General features: G+C 29.7%; 15 protein-coding genes. 12 read left to right on the forward strand and 3 right to left on the reverse strand.

All coding sequences use genetic code 11. The annotated features are described in order from the left end of the window. Positions 1-337 precede the first annotated feature (337 nt). The 7 genes from LLF98_RS15020 to LLF98_RS15050 all read left to right on the forward strand — a co-directional run bounded on the left by LLF98_RS15020 (position 338) and on the right by LLF98_RS15050 (position 9,448). Entirely contained in the window at positions 338-982 is a 645-nt protein-coding gene (locus tag LLF98_RS15020; protein WP_291705016.1) for a hemolysin III family protein, read from the forward strand. A gap of 355 nt (positions 983-1,337) precedes the next feature. Next, complete coding sequence (gene proB / locus LLF98_RS15025; RefSeq protein ID WP_291705018.1) at positions 1,338-2,153, forward strand: glutamate 5-kinase; 816 nt, start codon at positions 1,338-1,340, stop codon at positions 2,151-2,153. Positions 2,154-2,169: 16 nt separating this feature from the next. Beyond that, positions 2,170-3,432 carry a glutamate-5-semialdehyde dehydrogenase gene (locus LLF98_RS15030; protein WP_291705020.1) on the forward strand — a complete coding sequence of 421 codons (1,263 nt, stop codon included), beginning with the start codon at positions 2,170-2,172 and terminating at the stop codon, positions 3,430-3,432. Positions 3,433-3,627: 195 nt separating this feature from the next. Next, positions 3,628-4,407: an SDR family oxidoreductase gene (locus LLF98_RS15035; protein WP_291705022.1), complete on the forward strand. Its 780-nt coding sequence runs from the start codon at positions 3,628-3,630 to the stop codon at positions 4,405-4,407. A 443-nt stretch (positions 4,408-4,850) separates the two neighbouring features. After that, a complete protein-coding gene (carA, locus tag LLF98_RS15040; protein WP_291705025.1) occupies positions 4,851-5,900 on the forward strand; it encodes a glutamine-hydrolyzing carbamoyl-phosphate synthase small subunit in 1,050 nt (349 codons plus the stop codon). Between the two features lie 14 nt (positions 5,901-5,914). Next, positions 5,915-9,127: a carbamoyl-phosphate synthase large subunit gene (carB, locus tag LLF98_RS15045; protein ID WP_291705027.1), complete on the forward strand. Its 3,213-nt coding sequence runs from the start codon at positions 5,915-5,917 to the stop codon at positions 9,125-9,127. A 183-nt stretch (positions 9,128-9,310) separates the two neighbouring features. Beyond that, complete coding sequence (locus LLF98_RS15050; RefSeq protein ID WP_291705030.1) at positions 9,311-9,448, forward strand: hypothetical protein; 138 nt, start codon at positions 9,311-9,313, stop codon at positions 9,446-9,448. 119 nt (positions 9,449-9,567) lie between these two features. Here LLF98_RS15050 and LLF98_RS15055 read toward each other — a convergent pair whose 3' ends face one another. Then, complete coding sequence (locus LLF98_RS15055; protein WP_291705032.1) at positions 9,568-10,677, reverse strand: HD-GYP domain-containing protein; 1,110 nt, start codon at positions 10,675-10,677, stop codon at positions 9,568-9,570. Between the two features lie 582 nt (positions 10,678-11,259). Between LLF98_RS15055 and murI the strand changes: the two genes are divergently transcribed. The 5 genes from murI to LLF98_RS15080 all read left to right on the forward strand — a co-directional run bounded on the left by murI (position 11,260) and on the right by LLF98_RS15080 (position 17,259). After that, entirely contained in the window at positions 11,260-12,039 is a 780-nt protein-coding gene (gene murI / locus LLF98_RS15060; RefSeq protein WP_291705034.1) for a glutamate racemase, read from the forward strand. Positions 12,040-12,142: 103 nt separating this feature from the next. Continuing rightward, positions 12,143-12,667, forward strand: a complete 525-nt coding sequence (locus tag LLF98_RS15065) for a peptidylprolyl isomerase (protein ID WP_291705036.1) — start codon at positions 12,143-12,145, stop codon at positions 12,665-12,667. Positions 12,668-12,781: 114 nt separating this feature from the next. Beyond that, the gene (locus LLF98_RS15070) at positions 12,782-13,147 is read left to right on the forward strand and encodes a DUF3783 domain-containing protein (RefSeq protein ID WP_291705037.1); all 366 of its coding nucleotides are present in this window, start codon (positions 12,782-12,784) and stop codon (positions 13,145-13,147) included. A gap of 29 nt (positions 13,148-13,176) precedes the next feature. Then, positions 13,177-13,845, forward strand: coding sequence for a helix-turn-helix transcriptional regulator (locus LLF98_RS15075; RefSeq protein WP_291705039.1), 669 nt, complete (start codon positions 13,177-13,179; stop codon positions 13,843-13,845). Positions 13,846-14,070: 225 nt separating this feature from the next. Beyond that, the gene (locus tag LLF98_RS15080) at positions 14,071-17,259 is read left to right on the forward strand and encodes a S8 family serine peptidase (protein WP_291705097.1); all 3,189 of its coding nucleotides are present in this window, start codon (positions 14,071-14,073) and stop codon (positions 17,257-17,259) included. A gap of 77 nt (positions 17,260-17,336) precedes the next feature. Here the strand turns inward: LLF98_RS15080 and LLF98_RS15085 are convergent, their stop codons facing one another. Further along, positions 17,337-18,320, reverse strand: a complete 984-nt coding sequence (locus LLF98_RS15085) for a radical SAM protein (protein WP_291705041.1) — start codon at positions 18,318-18,320, stop codon at positions 17,337-17,339. A 186-nt stretch (positions 18,321-18,506) separates the two neighbouring features. Further along, the gene (locus tag LLF98_RS15090; RefSeq protein WP_291705043.1) at positions 18,507-19,580 is read right to left on the reverse strand and encodes a transporter; all 1,074 of its coding nucleotides are present in this window, start codon (positions 19,578-19,580) and stop codon (positions 18,507-18,509) included. Positions 19,581-19,746: the final 166 nt, after the last annotated feature.

Raw genomic sequence — 19,746 nt, forward strand, 5'->3', positions numbered from 1 at the left:
TTTATTTTGTGCGCCCTTTTTTAGCTAATCAAACCATTGGAATTGTATAAAAGCAACTTTTCCATCAATTAATGATGTTTTTGCAATTTCTAATCAATTTTTATTCAGTTTTATAAATGAGTTTCGCAATTACCTATAATAAAACTATGTTTTTTATTATAATTTCAATATTAATGGAAAGATAGAGATAATTCAAACATTTGTGGGCAAGATATTAATTAATAATAAAAAATAAAGAAAAATAACTTTTGCAATATTTACAAATATATGAAATAATTATTGATATATCAACATGTAGTTATTAAAACTATGTGGAATTAAGTGGGAGGTTGAAAGAATGGAGAAATATTTAAGAGAACCTATTAATGGATTAACTCATTTTATTGGTGCAGTATTATCACTATTTGCTTTAATTGCTATGCTAGTTAAAGCATATATAACAGAAAGTTCTGCAATAACATTTGGATCAGTACTGTTTTTTGGAGTAAGCATGATTTTATTATACAGTGCATCGGCAACATATCATTCAGTAAAAGCTAGTGATAAAGTAATAAAAATGCTAAAAAGATTAGATCACTCAATGATATTTATCTTAATTTTAGGATCTTATGCTCCATTTTGCTTGGTGGCATTACACGGGAAGATAGGATTTAATTTATTCTTGGCAGTAACAATATGTGCAGTTTTAGGAATAGTCTTTAAATTATGCTGGGTAACTTGCCCTAGATGGCTTAGCAGTACAATGTATATAGGAATTAGTTGGTTTGCAATAGTTGCAATATATCCAATGTCTCAATTTTTGCCAGTATTAGGGTTAGTATGGTTGATTTTAGGTGGGGTAATGTATACAATAGGCGGAGTAATATACGCATTAAAATCAGATAAAAAAATATGGTTATTTGGAAGACATGAGATATTTCATGTATTCACTATGCTAGGTACACTGTGCCATTTCATTTGTGTATTTGCATATATAATTTAAGGTCGAGATAAAATAAAGCTTAAGAAGTTAACATAAAAATTTTATATTTTGTTGATTTTAATCATCAAATAAATAAAGGACTAAAGGATTAAATTTGTATCCTTTAGTCCTTTCTATCTAGCTTGTAAGGAATATCTTTAAGTTATTTTAAGATTAAGTCATTACTAGTGAAGGAAATTCAATATCCATTTATGTAAACTCATTAAAAAATATAGTTATTTACAATGAATGTATTAAAAGGCTTCATTATAATCTAGGAAAATTTTAAGGAAAATATTTTCTGTCTTGATAAGATAAATTAGGTATAGTAAGATAAAATATAAGAAATAAAAATGACTTTTAAGGGGATGTAAAAATGGGCTTTCGTCAAAGGTTAAAAGATGCAACTAGAATAGTTGTAAAAGTAGGATCATCAACATTAACTTATAATAATGGAAATATTAATTTAAGCAGAATTGAAAAACTAACAAGGATTTTATCTGATATAGTTAATTCAGGTAAACAAGTTACTCTTGTAACATCAGGTGCAATTGCTGTTGGTATCAATAAATTGAATTTAAAAGAAAAGCCCGAAAGTATAAGAGAAAAACAAGCAGTAGCATCAGTTGGACAATGTGAATTGATGCATATATATAGTAAGTTTTTTGGAGAATATAGTCATATAGTAGGTCAAGTTCTACTTACAAGAGATGTAATAGAAGATGATCATATTAGGGAAAATGTATGCAATACATTTGAAACTTTATTAGAAAATAAAATAGTTCCAATAGTAAATGAAAATGATACAGTTTCTATAGATGAAATTGAAAACATAGTTAGGTTTGGAGACAATGACAATCTATCAGCAATAGTAGCATCATTAGTTAATGCAGATTTGTTAATAATATTATCTGATATAGATGGATTTTATGATTCAGATCCAAGAAGTAATGATAGTGCAAAATTATTAAATGAAATTGAAGAAATAACTCCACAGCTAGAAGAATGTGCTGGAGGAGCCGGTTCAAACATAGGAACTGGTGGAATGATTACAAAATTAACAGCAGCTAAAACAACGACAAGTGCAGGGGTAGATATGGTTTTAGCTAATGGAAGTGAACCAAGTATAATACTAGATATTTTATCAGGTGAAGAAATAGGAACTTTATTTGTATCATCTGTAAAAAAATAGAAAAGGGGGCTAAAAGATGAGTGAATTATTAGTAAAAAATTATTTAGCAGATATGGGACGAAACGCAAAAGAAGCGTCATATGAATTAGGTGCTGCATCAACAAAGGAAAAAGATGATGCATTAATTTTAATGGCTGAGGAACTAATTAATTCGAAGAAAGAGATAATTAAAGCTAATGAAATAGATTTAGAGGTTTCTAAGTCAAAGGGCACATCAAAAGCTATGTTAGATAGATTAGCACTAAGTGATGAGAGAATTAAGGCAATGGCTGATGGGCTTAAAGAGTTAGTTAAACTTCAAGATCCAATTGGAGAAGTAATTTCAATGTGGCAAAGACCAAATGGATTACAAATTGGTCAAAAAAGAGTTCCACTAGGTGTTATTGGGATAATTTATGAAGCGAGACCTAATGTAACTTGTGATGCAGCTGGGCTTTGTTTAAAGGCAGGAAATGCTACTATATTAAGAGGTGGTAGTGAAGCTATTAATTCTAATAAAGCTATAATTAAGGCTTTGACTAAGGGAATTGAAAGAGCTGGATTACCTAAAGCTTCAGTTCAATTTGTAGAAGATACAAGTAGAGATGTTGCGACTGAAATGATGAGATTAAACGAATATATAGATGTGCTTATTCCAAGAGGAGGAGCAGGATTAATTCAAGCAGTTCTTAAAAATGCTACTGTTCCAGTTATAGAAACAGGTATAGGGAATTGCCATATATATGTAGATGAAAGCTGTGATTTTGAAATGGCAAAAAATATTGCTGTTAATGCCAAAGTATCAAGACCATCTGTTTGTAATTCAGCTGAAAAGTTGCTAATAAATGAAAAAGTAGCTAAGGACTTTTTACCAATAGTTATTAAGGCTTTAAGAAAAAGTGGAGTTGCAGTTAAAGGTGATGAGGCATCACAAGCTATAATAAATGATATTGAAAAAGCTAACGAAGAGGATTGGGGAAAAGAATACTTAGATTATGTTATGGCTGTAAAAATAGTTAAAGATATAGATGAAGCAATTGCTCATATAAATAAATACGGAACACGACATTCAGAAGCTATAATTACAGAAAGCTATAAAAATTCTCAAAAGTTCTTACAAAGAGTAGATGCAGCTGCTGTTTATGTGAATGCTTCAACAAGATTTACAGATGGTTCTGAATTTGGATTTGGAGCTGAGATAGGAATAAGCACTCAAAAACTACATGCTAGAGGACCGATGGGACTTAAGGAATTAACAGCAATAAAATATATTATTTATGGAAATGGGCAAACAAGATAATAGGTAAAAATAAGAGAATTGTTTTAAATTTAATTTTAAAGCAGTTCTTTTAAATATACAAGAATGTGTTGTGCAAGTAAAAAGTAAAGGAAGAATAGAATAAATGAATAAATGGAAGATTAAAAAGTTTGATGAATTAGATTTAAAGCAATTAAGCATGATTTGGTTGCTTCTGGAACAACAGGAAAGATAAGAATGAATATTTTAAATAGATATACATTAATAACTGGTGGCACAGAAGGAATTGGTCTAGAATTAGCAAAACTTTTTGCTACTGACAAACATAATTTAATTATAGTAGCTAGAAATCAAGATAAGCTAGACGATATTAAAATTAAATTTGAAAAAGAATATAAAGTAATTGTAGAAATAATTCAGATTGACTTATGTGTGGATAAATCCTGTGAAAAAATAATAAAAGTTGTGGAAGAAAAAAATTTAATTGTGGATAATTTAATAAATAATGCTGGTATTGGGAGCTTTGGATTTTTTGGTGAATCAGAAGATGGATTTGAGGAGAGACTAATAAATATAAATATCATTGCATTGACTACTCTTACAAAGTATTTTTTAAAGGATATGATTAAAAAGGGTGAGGGTGGAATTTTAAATGTAGCATCAACAGCCGCTTTTATTGGGGGGCCTAAAATGTCTATGTATTATTCTAGCAAAGCATATGTTCTATCATTAACAGAAGCACTTCATGATGAAGTAAAAAACTTAGGAATAAGGGTAAGTTGTCTTTGCCCAGGGCCAGTGAAAACATCATTTCAAGAAAAAGCAGGAATAGATAAATCAGAAAAGTCAAAAAAATATTTGATGGATGCTAGTAAGGTTGCAGAAGAAGCTTATTTAGGGTTCTTAAAGGGAAAAACAATAGTTATTCCAGGTTATAAAAATAAATTACTAACTTTAGGGAATAAATTAATACCAAGGGCATGGAGTAGAAAAATAATATTAAAAAGCAATAGTTAATATAAGCTTAAAACAATTAGATGAATAAAGATGCATATAAAGTGAATTTTTATGCTTTATGTAATTGTAATTATGTGATAATATTAATATGTGGAATGAATATTTAAAATAAATATTTAGAATAATATTAAATAGTAAACTATCCTTAAATTAGCTTGACATAGTATGCTCAATCAACTAAAATAGTTGGAAAGAGAAAATTTTAAAAGTTAAGGTACACTTTAACTTGGTCCTGTGAGGCCAAAAAGGGAGCATAACTATGATATTTGGAAGCAGAGTGAAAAATTTCATAGCTTATTTTTGAAATCAATATTTGTAAGGTATATCACAGGATAGTGAAGAGCACAGTTTTACTGTAGTCTCTTTGTTATCCTTTTGTTTTATATAAACAAAGATTCATAAGGTGTAGTTTTAGCAAAAATATATTTGTAGGAGGCTTGAGCATGAAAGCAAAGCTTATATTAGAAAATGGTATGGTTTTTGAAGGTAAAGCTTTTGGATACCTAAAAGAAAGCGTTGGAGAAGTAGTATTTACAACTGGTATGACAGGTTATCAAGAGGTGCTTACTGACCCATCTTATTACGGACAAATAGTAACTATGACTTATCCTTTAATAGGCAATTATGGAATTAATATTGAAGATATGGAATCAGACTCAATAAAGGTAAGTGGTTTTATTGTAAGAGAAAAATGTAATTTACCAAGTAACTTTAGATGTGAATTAGAACTAGAAGATTTCTTAAAGCAAGGAAGAGTTATTGGATTAGAAGGAATAGATACAAGAGCATTAACTAAAGTTCTAAGGAACAGCGGCACAATGAGAGGAATCATTACACTCGAAGATGTTGATGATGAATATGTTAATGAAAAAGTAGCAGGATTCTCAACAAAGGAAGCAGTAAAGACTGTTACTACTAAGGAGTCTTATACAATAGAAGGAACAGGCAAACATATAGCCATTATGGATTTTGGTATAAAGACTAATATCATCAGAAACTTTAAGAAGAGAAATTGCAAATTAACTGTGTTCCCAGCTACTGCTACAGCAGAAGAAGTCTTAAGTGTTAACCCAGACTTAGTATTCTTATCTAATGGACCTGGAGATCCAGAAGATTTAGATTTTGCTATAGAGAATATAAAAAAATTAGTTGGCAAGAAACCAATAACAGGTATTTGCTTAGGACATCAATTATTAGGATTAGCCTTAGGTGGAAAAACTACTAAGTTAAAATTTGGACATAGGGGATGTAATCATCCTGTTAAAGATCTAGAAGCTAATATTGTACATATAACTTCTCAAAATCATGGTTATGTAGTAGAGAAATTACCAGATGATATGGAGGTTACTCATGTAAATATAAATGATGGAACTGTAGAAGGAATGAAGCATAAGATTTTACCAATATATTCAGTTCAATTCCATCCAGAAGCATCAGCAGGTCCAAAGGACAGTGAATACATATTTGATAAATTTTTAGAATATGCACTATAGGAGGTTATGGGAAAATGCCATTAAATAAAGATATAAAAAAGGTTTTAGTTATAGGATCAGGCCCAATAGTTATAGGTCAAGCAGCTGAGTTTGATTATTCAGGAACTCAAGCTTGTGAAGCATTGAAATCAGAAGGTATAGAAGTTGTACTTGTAAACTCAAATCCTGCAACAATAATGACCGATAAAGAAGTTGCAGATAAGGTTTATTTAGAGCCATTAACAGTAGAATTTGTTGAAAAAGTTATTGCCAAGGAAAGACCAGATAGCTTACTTGCAGGAATGGGTGGTCAAACAGGACTTAACCTTGCTGTGGAATTACATGATGCTGGTATTTTAGAAAAATATAATGTAAAAGTAATAGGAACCTCTATTGCATCTATCAAAGAAGGTGAAGATAGAGAATTATTTAGAAATATGATGAATAAAATTGGAGAACCAGTTATAAAGAGTGAAATAGTAACTGATTTAGAATCAGGGTTAAATTTTGCAAATAAAATTGGATATCCAGTTATAGTTAGACCCGCTTATACGTTAGGTGGATCTGGTGGTGGTATTGCTAATGATGAAGAAGAACTTGAAACTATATTAAAATTAGGGCTTCAATTAAGTACAATAAATCAGGTTTTACTTGAAAAGAGTGTTAAAGGTTGGAAAGAAGTAGAGTACGAAGTAATGAGGGACTCTTATGGAAACTGTATTACTGTATGTAACATGGAAAATATAGACCCTGTTGGTATACATACTGGTGATAGTATAGTTGTTGCACCATCACAAACACTTTCAGATAAAGAATATCAAATGCTAAGAACAGCATCAATAAATATAATAAATGCAGTTAAAATTGAAGGCGGATGTAATGTACAATTTTCATTAAATCCAAATACTTTTGAATATGCAGTTATAGAAATCAACCCTAGGGTTTCAAGAAGTTCAGCTTTAGCATCAAAAGCAACAGGATATCCTATTGCTAAACTTGGTGCAAAGATTGCTCTTGGATATGGATTAGATGAAATAAAAAATGCTGTAACTCAAAAGACTTATGCATGTTTTGAGCCAACACTTGATTATGTTGTAGTTAAAATACCAAAATGGCCATTTGATAAATTCTTTGGTGCAGATAGACAATTAGGAACAAAGATGATGGCTACTGGAGAAATTATGGCTATAGGAGCTAATTTTGAGCAAGCGTTTTTAAAGGGTATTAGAAGTTTAGAAATAGGAAAGTATTCTTTAGATCATAAGAAATTTAAAGAACATAGCATTGCAGAGTTAAAAGATATAGTAATGAAACCAGATGATGAAAGAATCTTCGCATTATCTGAAATGATAAGAAGAGACTACATGATAGAGAAAATAAATAAAATTACAGGAATCGATATGTTTTTCTTAGAAAAAATTAAATGGATAGTTGAAGAAGAACAAAGATTAAAATTAAGCAAAATAGAAGATCTAGATAAAGAGTGGTTATACTACTTAAAGAAAAAAGGATTTTCTGATAAAGCTATAGCTGATATGTTAAAAGTTAGTCCAGATGATGTATATAGATTAAGAGACATATGGAATATAAGACCTTCATATAAGATGGTTGATACTTGTGGAGGAGAATTTGAAGCATTATCACCTTACTACTACTCAACTTATGAACAATATGATGAAGTTGAAGTATCAGACAAGAAAAAGGTTATAGTTATAGGATCTGGTCCTATAAGAATAGGTCAAGGAATTGAATTTGACTATGCTTCAGTGCATTGTGTAAAAGCATTAAAGAAGCTTGGAATTGAAACCATAATAGTTAATAATAATCCAGAAACTGTAAGTACAGACTTTGACGTATCAGATAAATTATACTTTGAGCCACTAACTGAAGAAGATGTTTTAAATATAATTGAAAAGGAAAAGCCAGATGGTGTAATACTTCAATTTGGAGGTCAAACAGCTATTAAGCTTGCAAATTTCTTGAAGGAACAAAAAATTGTAACACTTGGTACTACAGCAGATCAAATAGATTTGGCTGAAGATAGAGAAAAGTTTGATGCATTATTAGAAAAATTAGGAATATCAAGACCAAAGGGTAAAGGAATATGGTCTGTAGAAGAAGGATTAGAAGAAGCTAGAAAATTAAGATTTCCAGTACTTGTTAGACCTTCATATGTAATTGGTGGCCAAGGAATGGAAATAACTCATGATGAAGAAGAATTAACATTCTATTTAACTAATGCCTTTGCCAAAGATAATAAAAATCCCATTCTTATAGATAAATACTTAATGGGCAGAGAGATAGAAGTCGATGCAATTTCAGACGGAGAAAATATATTAATCCCAGGAATTATGGAACACTTAGAAAGAGCTGGAGTTCATTCAGGTGATAGTGTAACAATGTATCCTAGTCAAAATATTTCTGATAAAATAAAAGCTGATGTATTAGAATATACTAGAAAATTAGCTTTAGCAATTGGAATAAAGGGAATGATAAATATCCAATTCATAGAATTTGAAGGGCAATTATATGTAATTGAAGTTAATCCAAGAGCATCAAGAACAGTGCCTTATATAAGTAAGGTAAGTAATGTTCCAATAGTAGATTTAGCTACACAAGTAATGCTTGGAGCTAAATTAACAGACTTAGGGTATGGAGTAGATGTATATAAGGAACCTAAATTAGTTTCAGTTAAAGTTCCGGTGTTCTCAACTCAAAAATTGCCTAATGTTGAAGTATGCTTAGGACCTGAAATGAGATCTACAGGGGAAGTTTTAGGGGTAGGTAGAAATCTAAAGGAAGCTCTTTATAAGGGATTTGTTGGAGCTAATATGTATCCATCAAAAGAAAAAGGAAAAATACTTGCAACAATAAACAAACATGATAAGGCCGAATTTTTACCTATAGCAAAAGACCTTGCAGCAGTTGGATATAAATTTATAGCAACTACAGGAACTGCCGCACTATTAAGAGACTCAGATATAGAAGTAGAAGAAATTAGAAAAATTGATGAAGAGGAACCAAATATCTTAGATATAGTTAAAAATAGAGAAGTTGATTTAGTTGTAAATACACCAACTAAGGGAAATGATTCAAAGAGGGATGGGTTCTTAATAAGAAGAGCTGCAGTTGAACGAAATGTAGGTGTAATTACTGCATTAGATACATTAAGAGCAATAGCTGATGTAGAACTTGAAAAGCTTGATGAGAATAAGAATTTAGAAGTATTTGATATAGCTGCAGAATAAAAACAGTCATAAAAATTAAAATAGAATAGATATTATAGATATTTATGAGGCCACTGAAGAAAATATTATTTTTTTCAGTGGCTTCATAAATTTATATAAAATAAATTGCATAGTAGTAACAATCGAACTAGTGTTATGTAAAATGCAATTGTTGAACATATGTTTGTTGGGGAGAGGTGTATTATGAAGGAAATAGGAAATTTTTTTGTGAAATTAAATTGTAAGAATATAGATAATATTAGAAGTCCGATAATAGATAGACAAGAAAATCATATGAATCAACAAGAAAATGAAAGTATAACAAAGATGGTTAGACTTTAGTATTTAGAGCTAGAAGTTTTAAAGAAGCCGAATATATTGACAATATTAACCCATTTATGAATAAAAAGTAAAGAATAAACTAAAATAAAAAAAGCTACATTAAAAATTAATAGCTTATTTTATATTTCATATTTTATATCTGAAATAACTATTGAAAGAGCATCTATTAAATTAATTTTAGAACCAACTTCATTTAGACGTTCGCTTTTAATTATTTTTACAATAGGCCTTAATGGAAAATTTGGAAGTGTCTCTTCAACTATTCCTATATCACCATTACTAAGGCTTACGATTGTTCCTTGAGGAAAAGGAATAACAATTTTGCAAAATATACTAAGGATATCATAATCGAATAGTGTTCCTGCATTGGACATTAAATACTCTAATGCATCATTAGGGCACATAGCTCTTTTATATGGTCTATCAGAAGTTAGTGCATCATAAACATCAGCAATGCTTACAATTCTAGCCAGATAGTTAATTTTATTACCTATAATACCGTTAGGATAACCTAATCCATCAAATCTTTCATGATGTTGTAAAACTATTGATTTAATATAAGAGCTTACATCAAAAGACTTTTTTAATAAATCATATCCATATCTTGAATGACATTTCACCGTTTCAAATTCTTTAGGAGTTAACTTACCTGGCTTTTGAAGAATTTCTTTTGGTATAAATGACTTTCCTATATCATGAATTAATGCGCCAATGCAAAGATAAGTCAATTTTTCCTTAGGTAGATTTAAGCTAATACCAAGTATAATAGATATTACGGCAACATTAACACAATGAGCATAAGTGTAGTTATCCATACTTTTTATATCAACTAAAGAAAGTAATACATTCTTATTTGATAAAACATTTTCTAATATTTCTTCTGCTATTTCATTAATTGAATTGAAATATTTTTGTTCTTGATTTGTATATTCACTAATAGTACGTTTTTCGAATTTATGAGTTGAAGCTATTCTTTCTATATCAGAAAAAGTTTCTTTAATTACAGAAATAGACTTTTGTCTTAATTCTGGTTTGATAATATCTTCAATTTCTACAGAACTGTATTCGTCAATTATGTAAAGAGAAAATATTTTAAATTCTTTAACTTTCATTAATATATCATCTGTTAATACAATACCAGCTCTAAGTAAACAGCGGCCATCACAAGAATATATATCTTTGCCCAATAAAGAGTTTTCTCTAATACATTCAATAGGAACCAATCGCATAGTTATATACCTCGCAAAATTAATAATAATTGTTGTTATGTTATAAATAACATCAACATGTAAAATTATACTATAAGAATAAAAAAATGTGAAGATAATAGCGTTAAAAGTAATAATCACACGCTTAGTTATTTCTGTAGACCATCTTTTAATGGCAGCTAATTTAAAGCTATTAATTATAGCATCTGTAAAAACATTATTTCTCTTTAATGCTTGGATAGGGATTTATTATAAAATCATAATTGTCAGGTAGAGTCTTATATTTCAGATTATGGACATAAGGAGCACCTAGTACTATGAAGGTGCACATAACTAGGTTAAAATAATCATTAAAACAAAGTAGTGTTAGAACGGCTAGACATGAGATAAATAAAGTAATAAAATATTTATTAGATGAGGCATATTCAAGAAATAACAAGTCAATATGTGTCTATTTTATGCAATACTATGTTGTTATGTTCACCTAATAGCTCACTATGAGATGAACATATATCCTTGTCTAGTGCAAAATATACGTCATATCTTTGACTCATTAATTTATTTCATATGCCTACTTTTAGAAAAAGATGGAGTGAGGACGCTTTGGATATTAAAAATAGTCCCATAGGATTTTTTGATTCAGGGGTAGGTGGTTTAAGTGTAATGAAAGAAGCCGTTTCTATGATGCCAAATGAAAACTTTATATATTTTGGAGATTCAAAAAATGCTCCTTATGGAACTAAGGAGCTAGTTGAAGTTAAAAATCTTACTTTGAGTGCAGTAGATTTTTTGTTAAATAAGAATGTTAAAGCAATTGTAGTAGCTTGCAATACAGCAACTAGTGCAGCAATTGAAGATATTAGAGATAAGTATAAACATATTGCTATAATAGGCATAGAACCTGCTTTAAAGCCTGCTGTTAAACTTAATAGAAAAGGTAATATAATAATAATGGCAACACCTATGACATTAAGAGAGAAGAAGTTTAAGCTTCTAATGGATATGTATAAAAATCAATCAAGTATAGTATCATTGCCTTGTGCAGGTCTTGTAGAATTTATAGAACAAGGAATACTAGACGGAGAAAAATTAGAAAATTATTTAAAAGAAAAATTCAAACCTTATTTAGAGGATGATATGGCAGCAATTGTTTTAGGGTGCACACATTATCCTTTTATAAAGAAGGCTTTATCTAATGTTGTTGGTCATGATATATCTCTTATTGATGGTGGACTTGGTACTTCTCATGAATTAAAAAGAAAGTTAATAGAAAAAGGTTTGTTAAATGATTCAAAAGAAAAAGGAAATATAGCAATTTATAATTCCATAAATGATAATAAAATTATAGATTTCTGTTATAATCTAATTAATGTAAAAATATAAATATAATTCGAGTTTAGAGAAAATCAATATTAATTACGAATTTAATTTTATATTTTAGATAATAATATTATTTAAGATTGATATCGAGAGGAGAAATTTAAAAATGAAGAATCCAATTATTACAATTACTATGGAAAATGGTGGAGTTATTAAAGCAGAATTATATCCTGAAATAGCGCCAAATACAGTAAGCAATTTTGTAGATTTAATTAATAGAGGTTTTTATGATGGGCTAATATTCCATAGGGTTATTCCTGGTTTTATGATCCAAGGAGGATGTCCAGAAGGTAGTGGTATGGGTGGTCCAGGATATTCTATAAAGGGAGAATTTACAGGTAATGGTTTTAAAAATACATTAAAGCATTCAAAGGGAGTATTATCAATGGCAAGATCTATGCACCCAGACTCAGCAGGAAGTCAATTTTTCATTATGGTAGCAGATGCTCCGCACTTAGATGGACAATATGCATCATTTGGTAAAGTTATCGAAGGGATGGAAGTAGCAGATAAAATTGTTGCTCAAAAGACTGATATGTCAGATAGACCTTATGAAGATCAAGTAATAAAAAGTGTTACAGTAGACACACTAGGTGAAGAAATTAAAGAGCCAGAAATAATTGAAGAATAAATCTCTTAGTTAAAACAATGTATATACAATAAGATAGTTTGCTGCAAAATCATTTCAAAACGATATATTTAGTTACAGAGCTTACATGAAGTAAATGGAAAAGAAGGGGCGAAAATGGCTATAAGTAATAAGTGTATATTAGCATATGGGTTAAAGGAAGAAGAAATTAAAAAAATTGAGAGCCAAAATATTAAGATAATAGAAATAAATAATGATATGGCATTAATGAAATTGGAAGATATAATATGTGAAGAGAGCAATGAAAATTCTTATGATGAGTTGCCATTAAATGAAAAGGCACTTATTTTTAATGGATTTAAAGATGAACAATTAAAAGTTATAATTAGATATATTAGGGGATTTGTTAAAGGTGGAGTATTAGCTGTATCTACAGCACAAAATTATAAGTGGACTTTTAAATGTTTATTAGAACATTTAGTTGAAGAAAGAGAATGGTTTGAAGCATCTAAAAGGAAATAGCGAGTCAAAGCAAAAGGGGAGAAAGTAAAGTGAGTCGTGTAGGAGAAAATATAAAGCAAGCTAGAGAAAAAAGTGGTATGACAGTTAAAGCCTTAGCTAAGAAATTAGGTGTAGCGGATAAATACTTAAATGAAGTTGAAATGGGAAGAAAAGTTGCTCCTGAATCATTTATAGACAAAGCAGCTAAAGTTTTAAAGGCTGATTTGAATGATATAAGTATGGTTGTTACAGATGAGGCATTAATGGAAGAAAGGAAGACTTTAAAAGAGATTCCTAAGAGAAATACAGAGAACTCAGAAGTCTGGACAGATGCTTTTTCATCAGTACTTAAAAGCGTTCCAATATATAATTATTCATTATCAAATAAAAAGGGGTCTAAAGAGATGCCTATTCATTCAAATAAAATAGAAAATTATCCACAAGATAAGGTATTTTATTTGGAAATAGAAGATAATGAAATGAATGGTTTCAGAATGTTAAAAGGTGATATTGCTTTTGCGCATAGTATAAAAGAAGTTAACAATAATGGATTTTTCTTAATTGACTATAAGGGAAATAGAAAGATAAGACAAGTAAAAGTTTTAGGAAATTCAAAGGTACTTTTAGTTAGTAATGCAGGAAGTTTACTTACTGAAACTATGGAATTAAAAGAAATAGATGTAATTGCTAAATTAGAAAGAGTTGAAATTAAATTATAGTAAAAAAGAAATATAAGAAGTTGTTTTGAAAGATTAAATATAGAAATAAACAAAGAAATAGAGGGTAATTGGTTATTCTAATTATTCTCTATTTCTTTGTTTATTTTTCTTTATGAAATCATATGCATGATAGTTTATACTCCATTGTAAATAATTCTATTTTTGTTACACATGGATATTTAGTTGCATAGTATATGTATATATTTTATTTAGGGTGTGGTTATTATAGCTAATTTAAAAAGACAAATATCGTCAAAGACTGACGCATCAATAGGGTTATTAACTAATGTGCCAACGGCAATATTAAATAAATTAGGTTACAAATTTAACTTAGAAAACCAAAGTAATAATATAGAGCTTGTTATTCTATATAGAAATAGTGCAGATCAAACAAAGGCATTTATTGAAAGTTTAGGTGGAAAATTTCAGGATTTAGGATTTAACTTTGCAATAATTAATATACCAATAAATAAGTTACAGGAACTATCAGTAAGCAACACTATTCAATATATAGAATTACCTAAAAATTTATATGAGCAAGATCAAGAAAGTAATAGGGTATCATGCATACTTCAATTAACTCCTGATTATAATGTTTCAGGCGAAGGTGTGCTAGTTGGATTTGTAGATTCAGGAATAGATTATACGCACCCAGCATTTATGAACACTAGTGGAACAACAAGAATAGAGTATATTTATGATTTAAGTACTGGAGGAAATATTTATAATAAGCAAATGATAAATGAAGCAATAAAGTCTACTAACCCATATTCAATAATCCCATCTATTGACAATACGGGGCATGGAACTCATGTAGCAGGAATTGCATGCGCTGGAGGAAATATAAATCCGATGTATAAAGGAGCAGCACCTAATGCTTCAATAGCAATGGTGAAGGCTGCAAGAGGGGTAACAATATTAAGTTCTCAAATAATGCAAGGGATTAAGTTCTTATTAGATAAGAGTAAGGAACTCAATATGCCTTTAATTATTAGTATTAGCTTAAGCACAAATGATGGGGCTCATAATGGAAGTAGCTTATTGGAACAATATATTAGAACAGTTTCTAATTTGGAGAGAGTAGCCATTGTTATAGCTGCTGGAAATGAAGGAGATGCAGGGCATCATGTTGGAGGTACATTAAATAAGACTCAAAGAGAAATTTTCAACATAGCAAGTGATGAACAATCAGTTGTTATGAATTTATATAAGTCAATTTTACCTAATATATCAATTAATATAATAAGCCCAACAGGGCGGAGTAGTGGAAATATTAATATACAAGAAGGATATCTTCAAGGTGCTGTAGGAAGTGATAGATATGATATATATGTAGCAGGAGCTAAACCCTTTGAACTAAATAGTGAAATTAAAATAATTTTATCTACTAGAGCTGAATATATTTCTGACGGAGTATGGACTTTAGAAATAAATGTCTTGAATGAGTACTTAGGTACATATTCAATATGGCTTCCGGTGTTAGAGGGTCTTAATCCTAAAACAAAATTTTTAGAGCCAAATCAATTCAATACTTTAGGGATACCAGCAACAGTAGATAATATAATTGCAGTTGGAAGTTATAATTATAGAACGAATAATCTTTCATCATTTAGTGGAAGAGGTGCACAAAATCAAGGGAGTTTAGTAAGGCCTGATTTAGTGGCGCCAGGAGAAGATATAATGGGTCCAGTTCCTAATGGAAGTTATGATAGTAAGACTGGAACATCAATGGCAACTCCTCAAGTATCTGGGATATGTGCACTAATTATGCAGTGGGGTATAGTTAAAGGAAATGATCCATATATGTTTGGACAAAGATTGAAATATTATTTAATAAAAGGAGCAAAAAGAAGACGTATAGATGTAACATATCCAAATCCATTATGGGGATATGGAGAAGTGTGTGCATTGGATAGTTTAAGTTTACTTAAAGAAGATCTAAATGCTATTTTAAGTAGAGGAAATATAAATCATAAGGATGTACTAGTAACAAATAATACATTTGATAAATATAATATTTCGAGGAAAAATATTGAAGGAAGAATTATGGATAATATGAGTAATGGGACAGCTAAACCCAATATGGGTAGATTGAAGGTGCAATGCTTTAGAGGTAATGATTACATTCCAATTGATGGTGCTAAGATAACTGTAAAGGGATCAGCAGGATCTGAAAATTTAAAAAGTATTGAGTTAGTTACGAATTCAGTTGGATTAACAAATGAAATAGAATTAGAAGCACCACCCATAGAATATTCTTTAGATAAGAATAGTAATAAAACACCTTATAGTTTATATGATTTAACTATCGAAAGAAATGGATTTAAGCCAATAATAATAAAAGGGTGCCAAGTATTTCCTACACAAGTTGCGTATCAAATATCTAATTTAGAAAGCAGTTTAGGAAGAGGTGATATGAGGCAGGAGGTTATAGATATACAACCAAATACACTAAATGGAAATTTTCCGCCAAAGATACCTGAGGAAGTTGATAAGCCATTGCCACCACCGAGCTCAGGAGTTGTATTGCCTCAACCTATAGTGCCAGAATATATCATTGTTCATCAAGGAGGTCCAAATGATCCATCAGCACCAAATTATAAAGTACCATTTAAAGATTACATTAAAAATGTTGCATCATGCGAAATATATTCAACTTGGACTGAATCAGCTATAAGAGCAAATGTTTTTTGTATGATATCATTTACGTTAAATAGAATCTATACAGAGTGGTATAGAGGTAAAGGTAAGAATTTTGATCTTACAAGTTCAACTGCTTATGATCAAGCTTTTAATTATGGAAGAAATATTTATGATAATATAAGTATAATTGTAGATGAGATATTTTCTACTTATGTAAGGAGAATTGGTAAGAAACAACCACTTTTCACACAATATTGTGATGGTAAGAGTGTTCAGTGCCCACAATGGTTAAGTCAATGGGATAGCCAATATTTGAGTTTGCAGGGCAAAGTTCCATACGAGATATTGAAATATTATTATGGAGACGACATTGAATTAGTTACAGCTGAAAAAGTTGCTGGAAGTCCTATATCATACCCTGGAGAAGAGTTAACAATTGGATCATCTGGCCCACCAGTTAGAACAATTCAAGGTCAATTAAACAGAATATCAAGAAATTATCCATTGATACCAAAGGTTGCTGAAGATGGACAATATACAGCTAAAACAGCAGAAGCAGTAAAAGTATTTCAACAAATATTTACATTACCACAAACAGGCGTAGTTGATTATGCAACATGGTATAAAATATCAGATGTTTATGTCGGAGTAACTAGATTAGCAGAACTTACCACTACCGAATCAAGTAGGTTATGGACAAGAAATGAGTTTATACCACCAATTGTACTGGGTTTAGATAATAGAAGAGAAATACCTAAATTTTATTATTAGGTTAATTAGATACCAAAGGTGAAAACTACACTTATGCGTATAGCCCACTGAAATAAAGGGGGATGCATAAGTGTAGTTTATCTTTTTACGCCTTCTAAATTAAACGAAGGAATAAAATCAGAAGTATTAGTACCTTCTTCTTGAATAAATCCGTTTGTAATTCCAAGTTCTACTGCATAATTAATTAGACTATCATAATGTTTTGGATTTAGGGATCTGTTTATTTCTGGGTAATCACAAGCTTTAAACATAGGTATATATTGATTCATTAAGCTTATATAAATGTTATCACCATATCTATTGTAAATAAGGTCAATTACCTTTTTTGAATCAAAAAGAAGTCCTGGAAGCATTAGATGTCTTACGATAATGCCTTTAATCATATGGCCTTTTGAGTCAAATTTAGGCTCACCAACTTGACTTATCATCTCATCAATTACTTTTATGGCATTAGAAGCATAATCATTAGCTTTAGAATATTTAATTGCGTACTTATCATTAAAATATTTAAAATCTGGAAGATAAACATCAATATATCCATTTAATAATTTTATTGTTTCAAGAGAATCATAGCCATTTGTGTTATAAAGAATAGGAATTGTTAATTTATTTCTCTTTGCTATTTTTAATGATTCTATTATTTGAGGAACATAATGTGTTGGAGTAACTAAATTAATATTATTTGCTCCTTTTTCTTGAAGCTCTAAAAATATTTCAGAAAGCCTTTCAATTGATACTTCCATCCCAGTAACAAGCGATTCATTGATTGAATTTTGAATTTTCATATTGTTTAAAGAAGAGGTAGAAGAAATATTTTCTTTAGTTCCTTGGCTTATATCATGATTTTGACAAAACACACATTTAAAATTACAATGAGAAAAAAATACAGTACCAGAACCATTACCCTGAGATATAGGTGGCTCTTCCCAAAGATGTAAAGAAGTTCTAGCAATTTTCACTTTATTTGAAGCTCTACAAAATCCCATTTGATTATCATTTCTGTTAACTTTACAATTTCTATGACAAAGAGTACATTCATCTAACATATCTAAATAATTCATATAAATCAAACCCTTCAAGATAAGGCATATTCAAAAAATAACGCTTCAGTATGCTAGTCTATTTTGTTCCATATGCCTAATTATTAAAATATTTTTATAAAGAGTATATCATAAGTAGAGAACCCAAATCTATGATTTGATGTGAATGACTTACTAAGTGAGTGAATGTGAGTGGAGTGTCTTTATTTATTTTTCAGATACCTTAGAAAAATCTTTTTTATGTTTATAGAAGAATATTATACATTGAGATATGAAAATTAAACTTAATAACCCAAACATAGGATATAGTTTAGTTATTAGATTTCCGAAGCCAAATTGAGAAATTAAAAGAGCAACACCTAAAACTATAAATATAGCCTTTTTAAATTTAAGATTAAATGATTTCTCTAAGGTCTTACTTATTGAATATATATCTGAAACTTCAGTAGAAAACATCTCTAGCCAAATAATTACAAGTAATAAAGCTTGAATTATATTACCAAACCTATTTGCTACAAAAAGTAGTGGAATTTCATATATATATATATATGGTTGATTAACTGTTAATAATAAATTTATCATTAAGCAAAGCATAGTGAGTCCAATTGCACCTGTTATTACTCCAATAATCATAGTTTTAGTTTTTTTCATTTGGGTACTAAGTGGAACCAAAACTCCTGAAGCTGACAGAGTATTATATCCTGCATACAATATTGTTGAAATAGCAAGTCCTGATTTTTGCGGTGGAAAGTTAGATATATTACTAAATGAAATTGTATCTTTGCAAAATGAAAAATATAAAAATGTAATTAAGGTAAGTGTTCCAATTAATCCTGGAACAATAAAAGAATTAACCTCAATTAAGCCTTCAGTATCACGGAGTAGAAAGAATACGGCAATAGAAATCATTATTAGTGAGCCAAGTATTTGGGGTATCCCAAAAAATTGATGAATTAAGGCCCCGCTTCCAGCTAGTATTATAGAAGCGCTAGAAATAAGAAAAAAGGTAGTTATAAATCCGGTAAATTTCCCTAATATATTAGGACTTATTATATTTATAACATCACTGTATGAACTAAGATTGTAATCAATACTTATCTTTGAGATTATAGAACCCATTATAATATAGAAAATGCCACAAGCTATAATTCCTAAAAAACTATTTACTCCATACATAGTGAAAAATTCTGTAATCTCTTTTCCAGAAGCAAGTCCAGCACCAACAATTGTCCCAATAAATACTGTGGCAACTTGAAATATACTAACTAATTTCTTTTTCAATATTTATCCTCCTTGAAGAATGTTCCTTTTATTAATATATAAAGTTTACTTTTGATTTATTCTTTAAATCTATAATATTTAAAAAAGTCATTTTCAAAAAGTAACTACTATGTTAGTCTATTATTTTCTTTCAGATTCCTAATGTACATTTAATAATGTACAATGT

The sequence above is a fragment of the Clostridium sp. genome, assembly GCF_021372645.1.
In the GTDB taxonomy this organism is placed as follows: domain Bacteria; phylum Bacillota; class Clostridia; order Clostridiales; family Clostridiaceae; genus Clostridium.

Excerpts from the sequence above, each read along its gene's own strand:
- LLF98_RS15020 (WP_291705016.1), top strand. The coding sequence starts at position 338 with ATGGAGAAATATTTAAGAGAACCTATTAATGGATTAACTCATTTTATT.
- proB (WP_291705018.1), top strand. The coding sequence starts at position 1,338 with ATGGGCTTTCGTCAAAGGTTAAAAGATGCAACTAGAATAGTTGTAAAA.
- LLF98_RS15030 (WP_291705020.1), top strand. The coding sequence starts at position 2,170 with ATGAGTGAATTATTAGTAAAAAATTATTTAGCAGATATGGGACGAAAC.
- LLF98_RS15035 (WP_291705022.1), top strand. The coding sequence starts at position 3,628 with ATGAATATTTTAAATAGATATACATTAATAACTGGTGGCACAGAAGGA.
- carA (WP_291705025.1), top strand. The coding sequence starts at position 4,851 with ATGAAAGCAAAGCTTATATTAGAAAATGGTATGGTTTTTGAAGGTAAA.
- carB (WP_291705027.1), top strand. The coding sequence starts at position 5,915 with ATGCCATTAAATAAAGATATAAAAAAGGTTTTAGTTATAGGATCAGGC.
- LLF98_RS15050 (WP_291705030.1), top strand. The coding sequence starts at position 9,311 with ATGAAGGAAATAGGAAATTTTTTTGTGAAATTAAATTGTAAGAATATA.
- LLF98_RS15055 (WP_291705032.1), bottom strand. The coding sequence starts at position 10,677 with ATGCGATTGGTTCCTATTGAATGTATTAGAGAAAACTCTTTATTGGGC.
- LLF98_RS15065 (WP_291705036.1), top strand. The coding sequence starts at position 12,143 with ATGAAGAATCCAATTATTACAATTACTATGGAAAATGGTGGAGTTATT.
- LLF98_RS15070 (WP_291705037.1), top strand. The coding sequence starts at position 12,782 with ATGGCTATAAGTAATAAGTGTATATTAGCATATGGGTTAAAGGAAGAA.
- LLF98_RS15085 (WP_291705041.1), bottom strand. The coding sequence starts at position 18,320 with ATGAATTATTTAGATATGTTAGATGAATGTACTCTTTGTCATAGAAAT.